Annotated in this window: 16 protein-coding genes and 1 pseudogene; 12 read left to right on the top strand and 5 right to left on the bottom strand. The window is 32.8% G+C overall.

What is annotated here, in order from left to right; translation table 11 throughout:
• Window positions 1-233: 233 nt before the first annotated feature.
• The 3 genes and pseudogenes from C8E03_RS22790 to C8E03_RS22670 form a co-directional block, all read right to left on the bottom strand.
• Window positions 234-326 (bottom strand): annotated as a pseudogene (locus C8E03_RS22790) (manganese catalase family protein); the annotation flags it as partial.
• Window positions 326-589, bottom strand: coding sequence for a spore coat protein CotJB (locus C8E03_RS04420; protein WP_110290379.1), 264 nt, complete (start codon window positions 587-589; stop codon window positions 326-328). The gene C8E03_RS04420 and the pseudogene C8E03_RS22790, both read right to left, overlap by 1 nt.
• Entirely contained in the window at window positions 590-838 is a 249-nt protein-coding gene (locus C8E03_RS22670) for a spore coat associated protein CotJA (RefSeq protein ID WP_330410685.1), read from the bottom strand.
• 169 nt (window positions 839-1,007) lie between these two features.
• Between C8E03_RS22670 and C8E03_RS04410 the strand changes: the two genes are divergently transcribed.
• The 4 genes from C8E03_RS04410 (at window position 1,008) to C8E03_RS04395 (ending at window position 5,863) form a co-directional block, all read left to right on the top strand.
• Window positions 1,008-2,816, top strand: a complete 1,809-nt coding sequence (locus C8E03_RS04410; RefSeq protein WP_170122888.1) for a glycerophosphodiester phosphodiesterase — start codon at window positions 1,008-1,010, stop codon at window positions 2,814-2,816.
• Window positions 2,817-2,867: 51 nt separating this feature from the next.
• Window positions 2,868-3,374, top strand: coding sequence for a VanZ family protein (locus C8E03_RS04405; RefSeq protein WP_242993366.1), 507 nt, complete (start codon window positions 2,868-2,870; stop codon window positions 3,372-3,374).
• A gap of 1 nt (window position 3,375) precedes the next feature.
• Window positions 3,376-4,734: an MATE family efflux transporter gene (locus C8E03_RS04400; RefSeq protein ID WP_110290376.1), complete on the top strand. Its 1,359-nt coding sequence runs from the start codon at window positions 3,376-3,378 to the stop codon at window positions 4,732-4,734.
• A gap of 97 nt (window positions 4,735-4,831) precedes the next feature.
• Window positions 4,832-5,863: a polysaccharide deacetylase family protein gene (locus tag C8E03_RS04395; RefSeq protein WP_110290375.1), complete on the top strand. Its 1,032-nt coding sequence runs from the start codon at window positions 4,832-4,834 to the stop codon at window positions 5,861-5,863.
• A 114-nt stretch (window positions 5,864-5,977) separates the two neighbouring features.
• Here the strand turns inward: C8E03_RS04395 and C8E03_RS04390 are convergent, their stop codons facing one another.
• On the bottom strand, window positions 5,978-6,502 hold the full coding sequence (locus C8E03_RS04390) for a flavodoxin family protein (protein ID WP_170122887.1): 525 nt from the start codon (window positions 6,500-6,502) through the stop codon (window positions 5,978-5,980).
• Window positions 6,503-6,756: 254 nt separating this feature from the next.
• On the opposite strand from C8E03_RS04390, the gene gltX reads away from it, so the two are divergent.
• The 8 genes from gltX to C8E03_RS04350 all read left to right on the top strand — a co-directional run bounded on the left by gltX (window position 6,757) and on the right by C8E03_RS04350 (window position 13,846).
• The gene (gene gltX / locus C8E03_RS04385; RefSeq protein WP_110290373.1) at window positions 6,757-8,208 is read left to right on the top strand and encodes a glutamate--tRNA ligase; all 1,452 of its coding nucleotides are present in this window, start codon (window positions 6,757-6,759) and stop codon (window positions 8,206-8,208) included.
• A gap of 242 nt (window positions 8,209-8,450) precedes the next feature.
• Entirely contained in the window at window positions 8,451-9,326 is an 876-nt protein-coding gene (locus C8E03_RS04380; protein WP_110290372.1) for a YitT family protein, read from the top strand.
• Between the two features lie 204 nt (window positions 9,327-9,530).
• Window positions 9,531-10,388 (top strand): MSCRAMM family protein, encoded by an 858-nt coding sequence (locus C8E03_RS04375; RefSeq protein WP_110290371.1) that lies wholly within the window; start codon window positions 9,531-9,533, stop codon window positions 10,386-10,388.
• Between the two features lie 3 nt (window positions 10,389-10,391).
• Window positions 10,392-11,273 carry a carboxypeptidase-like regulatory domain-containing protein gene (locus tag C8E03_RS04370; RefSeq protein WP_110290370.1) on the top strand — a complete coding sequence of 294 codons (882 nt, stop codon included), beginning with the start codon at window positions 10,392-10,394 and terminating at the stop codon, window positions 11,271-11,273.
• Window positions 11,274-11,627: 354 nt separating this feature from the next.
• Window positions 11,628-12,008 carry a GntR family transcriptional regulator gene (locus tag C8E03_RS04365; protein WP_110290369.1) on the top strand — a complete coding sequence of 127 codons (381 nt, stop codon included), beginning with the start codon at window positions 11,628-11,630 and terminating at the stop codon, window positions 12,006-12,008.
• A 5-nt stretch (window positions 12,009-12,013) separates the two neighbouring features.
• On the top strand, window positions 12,014-12,871 hold the full coding sequence (locus tag C8E03_RS04360; protein ID WP_110290368.1) for an ABC transporter ATP-binding protein: 858 nt from the start codon (window positions 12,014-12,016) through the stop codon (window positions 12,869-12,871).
• A 9-nt stretch (window positions 12,872-12,880) separates the two neighbouring features.
• Window positions 12,881-13,522: an ABC-2 transporter permease gene (locus C8E03_RS04355; RefSeq protein WP_110290367.1), complete on the top strand. Its 642-nt coding sequence runs from the start codon at window positions 12,881-12,883 to the stop codon at window positions 13,520-13,522.
• 9 nt (window positions 13,523-13,531) lie between these two features.
• The gene (locus C8E03_RS04350; RefSeq protein ID WP_110290366.1) at window positions 13,532-13,846 is read left to right on the top strand and encodes an ABC-2 transporter permease; all 315 of its coding nucleotides are present in this window, start codon (window positions 13,532-13,534) and stop codon (window positions 13,844-13,846) included.
• Between the two features lie 363 nt (window positions 13,847-14,209).
• Here C8E03_RS04350 and C8E03_RS04340 read toward each other — a convergent pair whose 3' ends face one another.
• Complete coding sequence (locus tag C8E03_RS04340; RefSeq protein ID WP_110290364.1) at window positions 14,210-14,722, bottom strand: transcription repressor NadR; 513 nt, start codon at window positions 14,720-14,722, stop codon at window positions 14,210-14,212.
• Between the last annotated feature and the right edge of the window lie 202 nt (window positions 14,723-14,924).

Raw genomic sequence — 14,924 nt, 5'->3', positions numbered from 1 at the left:
TCACGAAATCTTTAAATCTAGTTAGATTCTGAAAGGTTTCATTGACATGCAAAAAAATCCTTGTATAATGCAAGTAAGGGCAGAACCATTGTAATCGACTCTGCCCTTAAATAACTATCAACATATCTTATGTCAGTTTTTTGTGTTTACACAAAACTTGAAACAGTCTCTATATAAAAAGAGCATAAGCTCTTTTTATTTTTGTAAAATTCCTATCACTTATAACAATACAGTCCACCGTATTGCGTAATAATAATCTGAGCTAGTTTAGCATTTGTTTTTGTAATATTTACAGGGTATTGCAATCTTTTTTCATAATTCCACATTATTGACATCCTCCTTCCCATGGCATAGGGCCAAATGCCCATTCCCATTTTTTGGTAGGCATTACACTGTCAATAGTCAAAGGACCAAAGCATTGAGAATATTTTTCTAATAGGTTACGCCTGATTGGTATTAATTCATTAATGCAAGTTAGAGCTTCTTCATCACAAGGATGAGTATCCAAATATAATGTACAATCGTTAATAGCAAAGCTTACTGCAAAAATCTTCTTTAATAAACTGTTCTTATCCATATTTTGATTCATCTAGCAACACCTGCTTCCTAAGAAAGGTTTATTTAGTTCAGGAAAAATAGTTCCACACTCTAAGCCTTTCTCTAAATCATATATTTTATCCCAATGCTGCCATGGAACATAGCACATAGCTAACGCTAAATGCTCCATTGAGTCACAGTTTGGCATCATATCAGGCTGCATTTTTTGTTTATGTCCACACCCACAGGAAGGATGAGCAGTTCTAGGGTTTAAACAATCTTGTTTTGAATATCTTTCCAAAATAACACTCCTTAAAACGTTTAGTCATAAATAGTTTATGTTAATAATAAGAAATGGTTAATAAATAAAAGATGAAATAAATAAAGAAATAAAATTGACTATAATAAAAAAGATGATAGAATATATTAGGAATAAGAAAAAAATTAATAAAAATGTGAGATTATGTGGAATGATATTTCTTATCAAAAATACATGGAAAATAATTAAAATAAATTTTGAAGAGTTGATAGTTTTTTTGCTATGCTATCATGCAGCGTCTATTCTCATTGTCTATAACTTCTATTCATCAAGTATAGATTTTGCATTAAAGAAAGCTGGATATAGTTATATAACGGCTGAAAATGTAATGTCCTTTATTAAAAATCCTATTTCAATTTTACTAATTACTGCAAATATGTTAATCATGATTGTATTGGTTGGATTTGAAATTATCTGTTTGCTGGAAAATTATAGAGCCTCTAATTATAATGTTCAACTAAAAGCGTATAAGATATTTTTAGTAGGAATATTTAAGGTTGGTAAAATAATAAAGGACGGGAATATTTTAAAGGTAATTCCTGGACTAATGATAGTACCTTTTATTAGTATTCACTTTATAATTCAAGAAGTTTCAAGCATAAAAATATTAAATTATTTAGCACAATCTATTTATGAGAGCTTCCATTATAAGGATATGATTTACTTGTTGATTTTTGTTATATTAGTAGTAAGTCTGCTCTCAGCATTTATTTTTCCTTTTGTTACGCTGGGAGAAAAAAATGCAATTGATGCATTTTTGGTTAGCTTTCGTGTCATTGGTGGAAAAGCAAAGAAATCTTTTCGTTATTTGATTGAATGGAATATCATGCTGTCTATATTTATTTTGCTTATAAATGCTCTTGCAATTGTAATTTCTGCCTTGATTATATCATTATTGTATAGCTCGGATGTTGCACTTGCCAATTTGCTGATTGTATACGACTGGATTAAATTATTAAGTGGTTTTTTTAGTAATATGGTCGGGATAGCAGGAAATATAGCATTTATATTTAGTATTTATTCGCTTTATCGTTTTAATACACTTGAGGAATATAAGGATGAATTAAATATTTATACTGCGTTGACAAATAAAACTTTCAAAGCGGCAACCTTTATGATTAGTCTGTTGATTGTAGTGATTGAATTCGTATATAGCTATAAGATGATTGAAAAGAGTACACAAATAGCGCAAGAGATATTAGTAACAACTCAAGTTACAGCTCATAGAGGCGGAGCCTCATATGCACCGGAAAATACAATGATAGCATTAAAGGCAGCCGTAGAGGTAAAGGCAGATTACGCTGAAATTGATGTTCAGGAGACGAGAGATGGTGTTGTTGTTTTATTGCATGATTCTAGTTTAAAAAGAACAACGGGCTATAACAAATATATTTGGGAAGTTAATTATGATGAAGTAGCTAGATTAGATGCAGGAAGTAAGTTTGGAAGTAAGTTCGCAGGGGAGAAAATCCCGACATTAGATGAGGTGATTGAGTATTGCAAGGGAAAGCTGAATCTAAACATTGAGATAAAAAATAATAGACATAATGAAAATATAGCTCAACGTGTTCTTGAGGTAATTGAAGAAAATGATGCTCAGGATTTTTGTGTTATTACTTCAATGGATTATGCATTGCTTGGTGACGTGAAAGAGATTAATCCTGACATCAGAACAGGGTATATCCTTAAGATGGCATATGGAAACTTTGAAAATAACGTCAATGCTGATTTCTTAAGTATAAAGCATACCTATGCGACCAAAAAGGTAATTACAGCAGCTCATAGCTGTGGTAAAGAGGTGCATGTCTGGACAGTTAATTCGAGGAGTGATATAGAAAGAATGAAGCTTCTTGATGTAGATAACATAATAACCGACAGGCCAGTAACAGTAAGAGAAGTTCTTGCAAGTGAACAAAGTGGAGCAGGATTTATTGAGCTTCTGAAAATTATAACAAGGTAGAACTTTGTTATGAAATTAGAGACATTTGATTTTAATATTGGAGGAATTACAATGATAAATTTATTAAAGCCATTATCCTTTATACCGGCTATTTTAATGATGTACATGATATATTCTTTTTCAGCTGATAATGGGACCACATCTTCAGACTTAAGCTACAAGGTAAGTGAACAGATAGTCGTAACAGCAAATCAACTAATCAGCCTAAACCTTAGCAACGAACAAATTAGTTATTATAAACAAAGAATACACTATGCAGTGAGAAAAGCGGCTCATATGACGGAGTATGCATGCCTTGCGGTAGCAATTGCATTTCCCCTGTATGTGTATGGGATAAGAGGAATTTGGCTTATGATATTGACTGGAAGCATATGCATTACCTATGCAACATTAGACGAGTACCATCAGTCTTTCGTGGCAGGAAGAACAGCTTCCAAAAAGGATGTTGCAATAGACTCCATTGGAATGATACTCGGTGTTATTGTAGTAAGAATTGTTGGATGGACAGGAAGAATGACCGTATTTAGACCTAGAAGGAAACGTAAGAGGAGAAAATAAAATGACAAATGATATGACCGTTGGGAATCCAAGAAGCTTGATTTTTAAGTTTGGCATACCACTTGTAATAGGCAATGTATTTCAGCAATTATATAATATTGTGGATTCAGCAGTAGTAGGGCGATTTGTAGGAGTAAATGCACTTGCAGCGGTTGGGGCAACAGGCTCCATTGTATTTTTGATTATGGGAGTAGTAATGGGAATGACAAGTGGATTTTCCGTACTGATTGCGCAAAGTTATGGTGCTAAAGATGAAAAGAGAGTACGTCATTTTACTGTTATGTCAGGTTATCTGTCTGTTATTACAGCAATCATTCTTACCATTATGACGCTATTCGGGATAGATTCTGTATTAAGGATAATGAAAACACCGGAAAATATTTTTAATGATTCTAGTACATATACTAAAATAATATTTGCAGGTATTGGCATTACGATGATTTATAACTTATTGTCAGCGATTCTAAGAGCATTAGGAGATAGTAAAAGTTCACTGGTATTTTTGGCTATTGCATCAGTTGTCAATATTGTATTAGATCTTTTTTTTGTTATAGTTTGTAAATTAGGTGTATCGGGAGTTGCATATGCTACCGTGATTGCACAGGCAGTATCTGCAATATTATGCTTTGCTTATATCAAAAAGAAATATCCGCTCTTAAGAATAACCAAAGAGGATTTAGAATTTTCAGGAAGCAGTGCCATAAATCTAATGAAAATAGGAATACCAATGTCGCTTCAGTTTTCTATTACGGCTATGGGAGTTATGATCATTCAAACGGCTCTTAACGTATTAGGAGCAGTTTATATTGCTGCCTTTACAGTAGCAGGTAAAGCACAGCAAATCATTACACAGCCATTTCTTTCATTGGGAGCTACCATGGCAACCTATGTCGGTCAAAATATAGGAGCGGGGCAAAATGAACGGATTAGAAAAGGGGTAAATGAGGCAATTGTGTTATCCTTGTGCTACAGTGTAATTGCTGCAGTCATATTGATTTTTTCTGGCCATTATCTGGTTGAAATCTTTGTGTCAGGTGATGAAACACAGGTAATCGAAACTGCTCAGAGGTATTTTAATATAACGGTCGGATTCTACCCCGCATTAGGTCTGATTTTTATTTACCGAAACGCACTTCAAGGTTTGGGAGACGGTTTGTTCCCAATGCTAGGAGGATTGTTTGAATTAATGGCAAGAGGAGTGGTAGCATTTACATTAGCTCGGATAATCGGATTTTCTGGGGCATGTTTAGCAGAGCCAGCAGCATGGATTAGTGCATTGATTCCTATTATTCCGGTATACTATATTCGAATGAATAAGATAACTAAATCAAAAATTAAGGATAATGTAATGCTTAAGTAATTGGTTTGTAAAATATATTAGATATGATAATAAGCGGTCATTTAAAACTGCTTAATATTGACAGATAAAAATTTGCTATAAAAATGAAGGAGAACTTATGAAAAAGAATAAATATCTAATCGTATTATTAATGGTGGCATTAGCAGCCGGCTGTAAAGGTAAAGATTCAAAAGATACATTAGCACAGACAGAGATTACGACACAGGATAATTCAACCGATCAGACAACTGACACAGAGAATGCTCAAGAAGAAAATCAGGCAGGAGCAGTTAGTAATACAGAGGAACAGCAGTCAGTTCAAACATCAAGCACAAATGATGATACAACATCTGACGAAGCACAAAGCAATCAGACAACTTCAGAAAATCAAACGACAGAGCAGGAAGAACAACCAATAGAGCAGATTTCATTGGATGGTTTAAGTACGGAATCAAAAGGCTGGGGTCAAGGTGGAAATGTAGATGATAATAATGTTCCTGTTGGCTGCACCATGTATCAGAATCAATACGGATATTTAGGCGCAGACTTTGTAAGAACAGATTCAGATGCAGTATTTTTAACTTTTGATGAAGGTTATGAATACCCAGAAGCTAATTCACCAACGGGTAATACAGCCAAAATATTGGATACCTTGAAAGAGAAAAATGTAAAGGCGGTATTTTTTATTACTCTTCCATATGCAAAGTCTAATCCTGACTTGGTAAAAAGAATGATAGAGGAAGGACATGTTGTCGGTAATCATAGTGTAAATCATCCATCAAATGGTTTGCCATCTCTAGCAACGGTAGAGGATCAGCAAAATGAATTAATTGGTGTACATGATTATGTGCTTGAGAATTATAACTACACAATGGATTTATTTCGTTATCCAACAGGAGCATTTAGCGAGCAATCATTGGCAATTGTACATAATTTAGGTTACAAATCAGTATTTTGGAGCTTTGCATATAAAGATTGGATAACAGATGCACAGCCAGATAAGACCGAAGCGCTAAAAACAATGAAAGAAAAGCTTCACCCAGGTGCGATCTATCTACTTCATGCTGTATCAACAACAAATACAGAAGTGTTAGGAGATTTTATCGATGCAATTAAGGAAGCTGGATATGATATAGAACGTTATGAATAGTAAAGAAACAAAGTTCCTATACGGAGTGCATATATAATAGGAAATTTAGAGTGATTTCTACTCAATCCAAAAAGCTGTCAGAATTTTTCTGCCAGCTTTTTGAATAATACAATTCTAATTCCCTTTTAATTTCCAAATGACTTCTTGGGCATAGGTTTCAGCATTTTTGATGTCTTCTTCATTTGGATGAAGCATAGCATTATCAAAATTTTTAATTAGATTATTTAGTATATAATTTTTTTCATCTCCTAGGAGCTTTTTCTCATATTCGTTTCTGATTGTAATCGGCATCTTTCCTTGACATAAAAAGCAGCCTAAGTAATTATTATCAAAGGGTATAATGTTTGAAATTTTACTTTCAATATGGTTAAAATAAGATTGATTAAAGCCATAACCACATGTGCCAAAGAGAGCAATATTTTTCCCATGAAGTTTTTTGAGAAAAGCAGAAATAGGCTCAGGGGCTAATCCCTGATGTAAATAAAATCCTATAAAATAGTTTTCAGCAAAATCTGTTGTGATACTGCCGTCTATTTTACAAATATCTTTAGAAGAAGATGAAATAGACTGATATATTGCAGCAGCTATTTTTTCTGTGTTACCAGTGACGCTTAAATATAAAACAGCATATTCGCTCATAATGATACCCTCCATTTAAAAATAAAAGCTTGTTTAGGTAAAACACATTTTTATATAGGTTTATTGCTAAAGGATCAATTTTTAAAAGGCAGGCAAGAAAAAGGAATGGTATATACTACTTATAATCTAGCATATACACGAAAAATTAAAAATTATGTACATATAAATTATTATAAAATAACATTGATGATTATAAAAATAAAGTGTATAATAGCCAAATAGGTCTATATTTAGTGAATAGGAGAGTAGGTAAAATGAAAAAAGTTAGAACAAGATTTGCACCTAGCCCGACAGGAAGAATGCACGTCGGTAATTTAAGAACTGCATTATATGCATTTTTGATTGCAAAACATGAAGGCGGAGACTTTCTTTTAAGAATAGAGGATACAGATCAGGAAAGATTTGTAGAAGGCGCATTAGAAATAATTTATCGTACATTAGCTAAGACTGGATTAGTACACGATGAAGGTCCGGACAAGGATGGTGGAGTTGGTCCTTATGTTCAAAGCGAGAGACATGAGCAGGGATTATACTTAAAATATGCAAAGCAGTTAGTAGAAAAAAAAGAGGCTTATTATTGCTTTTGCGATAAGGAAAGACTAGAATCGTTAAAGCAAGAGGTTGCTGGAAAAGAAATAGTAGTGTACGACAAGCATTGTTTATCACTTTCTAAGGAAGATGTAGAAGCAAATCTGGAAAAAGGTATTCCGTATGTAATCAGGCAAAACAATCCATCAGAAGGAACAACAACTTTTCAGGACGATATTTATGGTGAAATAACGGTAGATAATGCAGAACTGGATGATATGATATTAATCAAGTCGGATGGTTATCCTACTTACAATTTCGCAAATGTAGTGGACGATCATTTAATGGGAATTACACATGTAGTCCGGGGTAATGAGTATTTATCTTCATCACCTAAGTACAATCGTTTATACGAGGCATTTGGATGGGAAGTCCCAACATATGTTCATTGCCCATTGATAACAAACGAAGAGCATAAGAAGCTAAGCAAACGAAGCGGACATTCCTCTTACGAAGATTTAATAGAACAAGGGTTTTTAACAGAAGCAGTCGTTAACTTTGTTGCTTTATTAGGATGGAGTCCGGAAGATAATCAAGAAATTTTTTCTTTACAGGAACTGATTGAAAAATTCGATTATCATCATATGAGCAAGGCTCCAGCTGTATTTGATGTGGTAAAGTTAAAGTGGATGAACGGTGAATATATAAAAGCCATGGAAATGGAGCAATTTTATGAAATGGCAAAGCCATATATTGAAAAGGTAATTACAAAAGACTATGATCTTAAGAAAATTGCAGGAATGGTTAAAACAAGGATAGAAATATTTCCTGATATAGCTGACTTAATTGACTTTTTTGAAGAAATTCCAGAATATGATAAAGCAATGTATACACATAAGAAAATGAAAACCAATGCGGACACTTCATTGGAGGTATTAAAGGAAATGCTCCCTATATTAGAAGCACAAGAGGATTACAGTAATGATGCTCTATATGATGTTTTGTTAAAGTTTACAGAGCGAACAGGCTATAAGAATGGATATGTAATGTGGCCAATTCGAACGGCTGTTTCGGGGAAACAAATGACACCGGCCGGTGCGACCGAAATAATGGAGGTCATTGGTAAAGATGAATCTATCAAAAGAATTAAAGCAGCAATAGAGAAACTTAGTGATTAATTTGTTAGAAAACATAACAAATTATTAGAATTAGCTGGCAGATTGGAAAGTCGATTCTGCCAGTTTTTTCTATCAGAAGTTCACGTTTGGGTTAAAGTATGAAATCTTATAGAATAAAGCATTATCATCTTCTTATATTCAACAAATACGATTGTTTTAACTTAAATTATTATGGGTTATAATAACTTAATTAGTACAACAGCAGCATTCCAATTACAATATATATAAAGAGGTAAAGATGTATGGAATTAAATTATAAACAAAAGGCTTTGCGTAAGGATATGATTAGGATTACGTTGGTAGTGGCAGCATCAATCGTTATGGCTTTAAATATCAAGAGTTTTGTAAAAGCCGGAGAGCTTATTCCGGGAGGGTTTACAGGTCTTACTATTTTAATTCAGCAAATTGGGAAAAAATATTTCCATCTGAATATATCGTTTGCATTTGTAAATTTATTATTAAATTCTATACCTGTAATTGTAAGCTTTCGACATATTGGTAAGAAATTTACAGTTTATTCTTGTATAATGATTATTCTTACCAGTATTTTTACAGATATCCTGCCTACGTATGCGATTACTTATGACATACTTTTAATTAGTATATTTGGTGGCTTGGTTTCCGGAGCAGCAATCAGTATGTGTCTGTTTGCAGATGCGACAAGCGGAGGGACTGACTTTATTGCAATTTTTTTATCAAAAAAACATGGTATTGATGCATGGAATTATATTTTGTTTGGTAACGCAGTGATTCTACTCATTGGCGGTTTCCTTTTTGGGTGGGACAGAGCACTGTATTCAATTATTTTTCAGTTTACATCGACGCAGGTGCTTCAAATATCTTATAAAAGATATAAAAAAAATACACTATTTATTATTACAGAATTTCCAGAGCAGGTAGCCAGAGTGATAAGTGAATCTACAAGACATGCATCTACCTGCTTCAGCGGATTTGGTACTTTTGAGAAAAGACAAAGAACTATGGTATATTCAGTGGTAGGCAGAGAAGAGGTAAAAAAAGTAGTTTCCAGAATTAGAGACATCGATGAACATGCATTTATTAATATTGTTAAGACAGAACAGCTTGAAGGTAATTTTTATATCCGGCCAAATGATTAGTTAGAAAGACATAGGAAACTAATTAAATTTAACTCAAAAGCTTTAGGAAAGTGGAAGATATGATATTAAGAATAAAAGCGCAGTAATTATTAATATTGTGTTTTTTTATTTAACAAAATGTGTATTATATCATATTGTATTTTGAGTAAGATTATATTTTAGTATTTTAATCTTCTTAGTATATTAGAAAAGGAAAGAAAAATTATGGCTTTAAATGATCAATATATACTGGGATATACTCCTATTTTTGACCTTACAGGAAGAGAGGAAATTACACAAAATTTACAATTAGTTGTAAATCCATTTGCTACCAGTGGAAATCTAGTTGGTACGGTAACTTCAGGTGGAGTTGGTTTAAGTGGGGCAACAGTAAAGGTATACGATATTAATGATAATCCAATAGAACACACAAATACTGGTGGTACTGGACAGTTTACAATTGCTAATCTGCCAGTTGGATCCTATAAAGTTACAGCTATTAAAGATGGTTATCTTTTACCACTTACTACACCAATAACAATTTTATCCAATAGAAATACCACAGTTACAATTATTTTAACGGCAGATGCAGAAGCAAATTTAAATGTTGTATATGGAATAATAAGAACAACCAATGGAGAAACTCCTCTAAACGATGCAGTTGTTAGCTTATATAGTAATACTCTACCAGACCCCACACTTATCATTACTACTTCAACAAATGATCAAGGACAATATATATTCGGTTTGATTCCTGAAGGTGATTATTATGTGACAGCAGCAAAGCAAGGATATTATACAAACCAAAGTGCACCATTTAGTATTACAACAAATGAATTTATTAATAGCCAAATCTCATTAATCGAGGATACTTTATCCAATACAGGCACCATTAGCGGCTTTATCAAAGAAAGTATATCAAATATTCCAATTAGCAGCGCAGGCGTGGCTTTATATTTAGTAACAAATGGAGTGGAAACACTTGTGGATACGACCAGAACCAATGTTTCCGGTAAATATTTATTTGTCAATGTAAATCCAGGCACTTATATCATAAAATCAACTAAGCAAGAGGAAATATAGATAATGCTAATCAAGGATATTTATATACTAAAAGGAAGTAATCCAGTTGAAATAAGCGAAAATGAAAATATTACAATTAACTTAGAACTTGATAAGGCACCTATACAAGAAAACACACTCTTAACAGGAAATGTAAGTTCAAATGGCAAACCAATAAGTAATGCTACAGTTGTAGTACTGGATAAAAGCAGTAATCAAATGTTTCATACTGCAACTGATGAGAATGGGATGTATCAATTTTGCAGCGTACTAAGTGTTGGAAAATATAAAGTAATTGCTTCTGCCATAGGCTATATGACATCTGGTGTAGTAACTGTTTGTATTAAAGAAAATGAGGTTATACAGCAATCGTTTGAATTAGAAAGAAGTATAATTTATGAAAATGGTATTGTATATGGAAAAATATTAGAAAATTGCAGCAAAAAGCCAATTGACGATGCAAAAATTTATTTGAAATCTATAGATGATATAGACCATGTATTTTATTTCACTACGTCTAATCATAATGGTCAATTTTTGATTTATAATGTTTTACCCGATATTTATATTATAGAAGTAAAAAAACAAGGGTATATATTTACGAAACCATTAGAAATAACAGTTGAAAAATTTGATCGAATTAGTTTATATTTTGATTTGATTAAAGAAAATGCTTCAAGTAATAACACAATAAGTGGATTTGTAACTTCTAATACTAAAGCAGTTATAGAGGCAGTGGTAATTTTATATAGGTTAGATGAATTTGCATGTGAGAAAGTGATACAAATACAAAAAACGAATGAATGTGGTTTTTACTTTTTCGCAAATATAGACAAAGGCTCCTATTTAGTAAAAGCTAAGCTTCAAAATGATGTGATTTATGAAGAACAATTTATCGTTTCATAATTTAAATTAGAATAAAATTTAGAGGTCAATAATTGTAATAGTAAGCAATTATTGACCTTTTCTTGTTTCATAGGAGAACCTTGTTGTGGTAACGTATTGCTTTGATTCCTCGTGAAATAAAAATACTATGCGCACGAGTGCAAGTGGAAAATGTCACTATGTGACAGCATTTGGCGTGGCAAAGCGGTCAAGTCCCTCATGAGTGAGGGATTAGGGAGCTGATGCGGACTTGTCCGCTAGTTCACATTAATTTTATATCATAAAGGTATTGACAAAAATACGATACAGAATTATACTAACTGTGTATTAATTAAATATACAGTTAAGCACACGTAAGCACAGTGGAGGGTTATTTTGAATATTATAATATCAAACAGCAGTGATATACCAATCTATCAACAGCTTAAGAATCAGATAAAAGAAGCAATCTTAAGCGGAGAAATAAGGGATGGAGAATTGCTTCCATCCATAAGGAATCTAGCGAATGAAACAAGGGTTAGTGTACTTACGACGAGAAGGGCCTACGATGAACTTGAGGCAGAAGGATTTATTAAAACGGTTCATGGAAAAGGGAGCTTTGCAGCCTCCGGCAATCTAGAATTACTAAAGGAAGCAAGACTTAAGCAGGTAGAGGAAAAACTGATAGAGGCTTATAATATAGGAAGAGCAATTGGAGTGTCGAAAGAAGATATGCGGACAATGATGGATATATTATTTGAAGAAAATGGGAGGTAAGTCAAATGGACTATGCATTAGAAATCAAAGGACTAGAAAAATGCTATTCGAAAGGGAATAAGGTACTGAAAGGAATTGATATTAAGATTGAAGAGGGAATTGTTGCTGGTTTTATAGGAATGAATGGGGCAGGAAAGACAACGACAATCAAATCAATCCTTGGACTGGTTGTTCCCAATGCCGGTGAAATAAAAATATTTGGAAAGTCTTTCAAGGAAAATGAAAAAGAGATAAAAAATCGCATTGGTATTGTCTTTGACAATGGATATTTGTATGAGGATTTGAAATTGTCAGAAATGAAGCAGATATTTGCAGCAGCTTATACAAAGTGGGATGAGGATAACTATAAAAAGTATATTAAAAATTTTAATTTAAATGAAAAACAAAAAGTGAAAGAATTATCTAAAGGGATGAAAATGAAATTTTCACTTGCTTTAGCGCTGTCACATCATGCAGATTTGTTGATTATGGATGAACCAACCTCAGGACTTGATCCTAAGATACGTAAGGAGTTTTTGGATATTATACGAGAATTTATAATTGATGTAGGCAAAACAGTATTTTTTTCTACTCATATTACTACTGATTTGGATAAAATCGCAGACCAAATTATCATGTTGAACGCCGGAGAGGTGATTTTTAACAAAGATAAAGATATTTTAATAGATGAGCATGCCTTGGTCAAGGGAGATAAGACGATTCTTACAAATGATAACAGAAAATGGTTTGTAGCATTGGAAGAAAGAGGTTTTTCCTTTGAAGGGCTTACCAATCAAAGAGAAAGGGTAAGACAAGAAATGAAACAAGCACTATGTGAAAGACCGACAATTGAGGATATCATGGTTGCATATATGGGAAGGTAGGGTGTACTTATGTATTTATCACTAGTCAAGAAAGATTTTAAGATTGTATTGCGTGGGAATTTAGGAATATTAGTTGCACAAATGCTATTTATTCTAATCATTATATCTGTCAATATGGGTATCGTCGGGTACGGCGTTATGGTAACTGCTTTTGGCTGGCAGCTTTTGCTTAGTGTCAGTACAGAGGAAAAGAAAAGTAGATCTTTGGCGCTATTAATTGCAATGCCCTATGAAAAAGGCAAAATAATTACGACAAGGTATGTAAGTCCCATGCTTGGCTTTGCGGGGATAACGCTCATATACGAAGGCTTGGCTTTAATCACAAATATGAATGACTTTTTCATTATTAAGCCTTTGACCTATGACGTAATAGCTATAACTATGTGTGCGTATGCATTATTTATTAGCATTACAGTACCCCTTTATCTGATACTGTCGGATAGTGTTGTAAGAGGAATTACGATATTCTTAATTCTTGGAACAGTTTGGATAGGATATTTTTTATGGAATAATATTAATATCCGAAACAGCTTGTTAACAATGACTTTTATTACAAATCATTTTCACATTGTTTGCATTATAGTTTCAATCATCAGTTTAGTAATATCCAGAACTATTTCATTGCAGATATTTAAGAAAATCGAATATTAGGAGAATATTATGAATTTTAATCTTATTAAAAAGGAATTTTTATTAATGAAGCGCAAGCTATTTATCTATATGATTTTATGCCTGGGACTAATCGTTTTTGCGAAGCTTTTTGTGAATCAGGAAATAATAGAAAATATTTTGGTTGGAGCAATCGGAGCCTTATTTTCATATTTTATAACAATCATTCTATTTGAAGCAGAGGAAAAAGATAAGGCTGAAGCTATCATGGTGACACTACCTTATACGAGAAGAGAAATTGTAAAAGCAAAATATAACTACCTGATATTCGTCAGTGTGTCATTTTACTGCCTGTGTATGTTATAAAGCGGATTTCTAGTTTTATTCCAAATAGGGACATTTTGCACATCTGGCATACTTTATGGATTGTTTGCAAGTATCGTTATTTATGGTTTAATGATTCCTTTTTTTATTCGCTTTCATTATGTAAAGGCTACAAATGTAATGATGCTTAGTATTATGGGAATCAATGCCTTTGTTGTACTTTATTCTAAGAATTTCGTTGCGTTAATCAGTCCAATAAATAGTCTGAAACAAATAGATCTTATAAAAGCAGGTATCTTTTCAGTTTCAGTTATTGTTATTTCTTATATGTTATCAAAATTTTTCTATCAAAATAAAGAATTACTATGATACAAAGTGTGGGCTAAGCTCACACTTTGAGTCATGTTATTTAATTAAAAATCCTAGCTCGTCTAATTGTTTTTCTATTTCATCAAGAATTAATTCACTGTCTGCTTCTACTGTATGAGAATGAATGTCTCCACCAAGTACTTTTAAGGGAACTGCATTGGAATTTTCTACTTTTTTAACAAATGCATCTACATCGCGTCTGGACGATAGGTTTAGGTTGGCAGTAATACTGCCATAGACTTCGTGATGTACAATTACATTTTTAACAAATCCACCGAAATCTACAATACAATATAGTTCATCCCTGATTTGATTTGTGTCATGTGATACGTTAAAAATACGGACAATATTAGACTGTGTATCAGTATATAGTAAATATCCTCGGTTGGTTGATAGAATATCATAATTAGATGCCTTTAGAACTGCGATATCCTGAACAATAATCTGTCTGCTTACTCCTAATTGATTAGAAAGGGTATCTCCGGAAACCGGAATTTTAGAGTTTTGCAAAGTTTCAAGAATTTGTGTTCTTCGTTTTTCTACATCCATAAATAAGTTCCTTTCGTATGAATAGTTACTAATAGTTTATAAAAGTATAGCCTATATGAAAGAATTTGTACAGAGCCTGTTTAAAAAATAATAAGCTTTGATTTTAGACGAATATAGAGTACAATAAAGAATATAAATATCAAAGCTGAAAGGTTATATTAGCTTTTGGCATCTAACACTTATCTGATTATGATACCAGTAA

The organism is Lachnotalea glycerini (genome assembly GCF_003201285.1).
GTDB classification, from domain to species: domain Bacteria; phylum Bacillota; class Clostridia; order Lachnospirales; family Lachnospiraceae; genus Lachnotalea; species Lachnotalea glycerini.
Note: the sequence above shows the minus strand (reverse complement) of the source record. Positions and strands in the feature narration are given on the sequence as shown.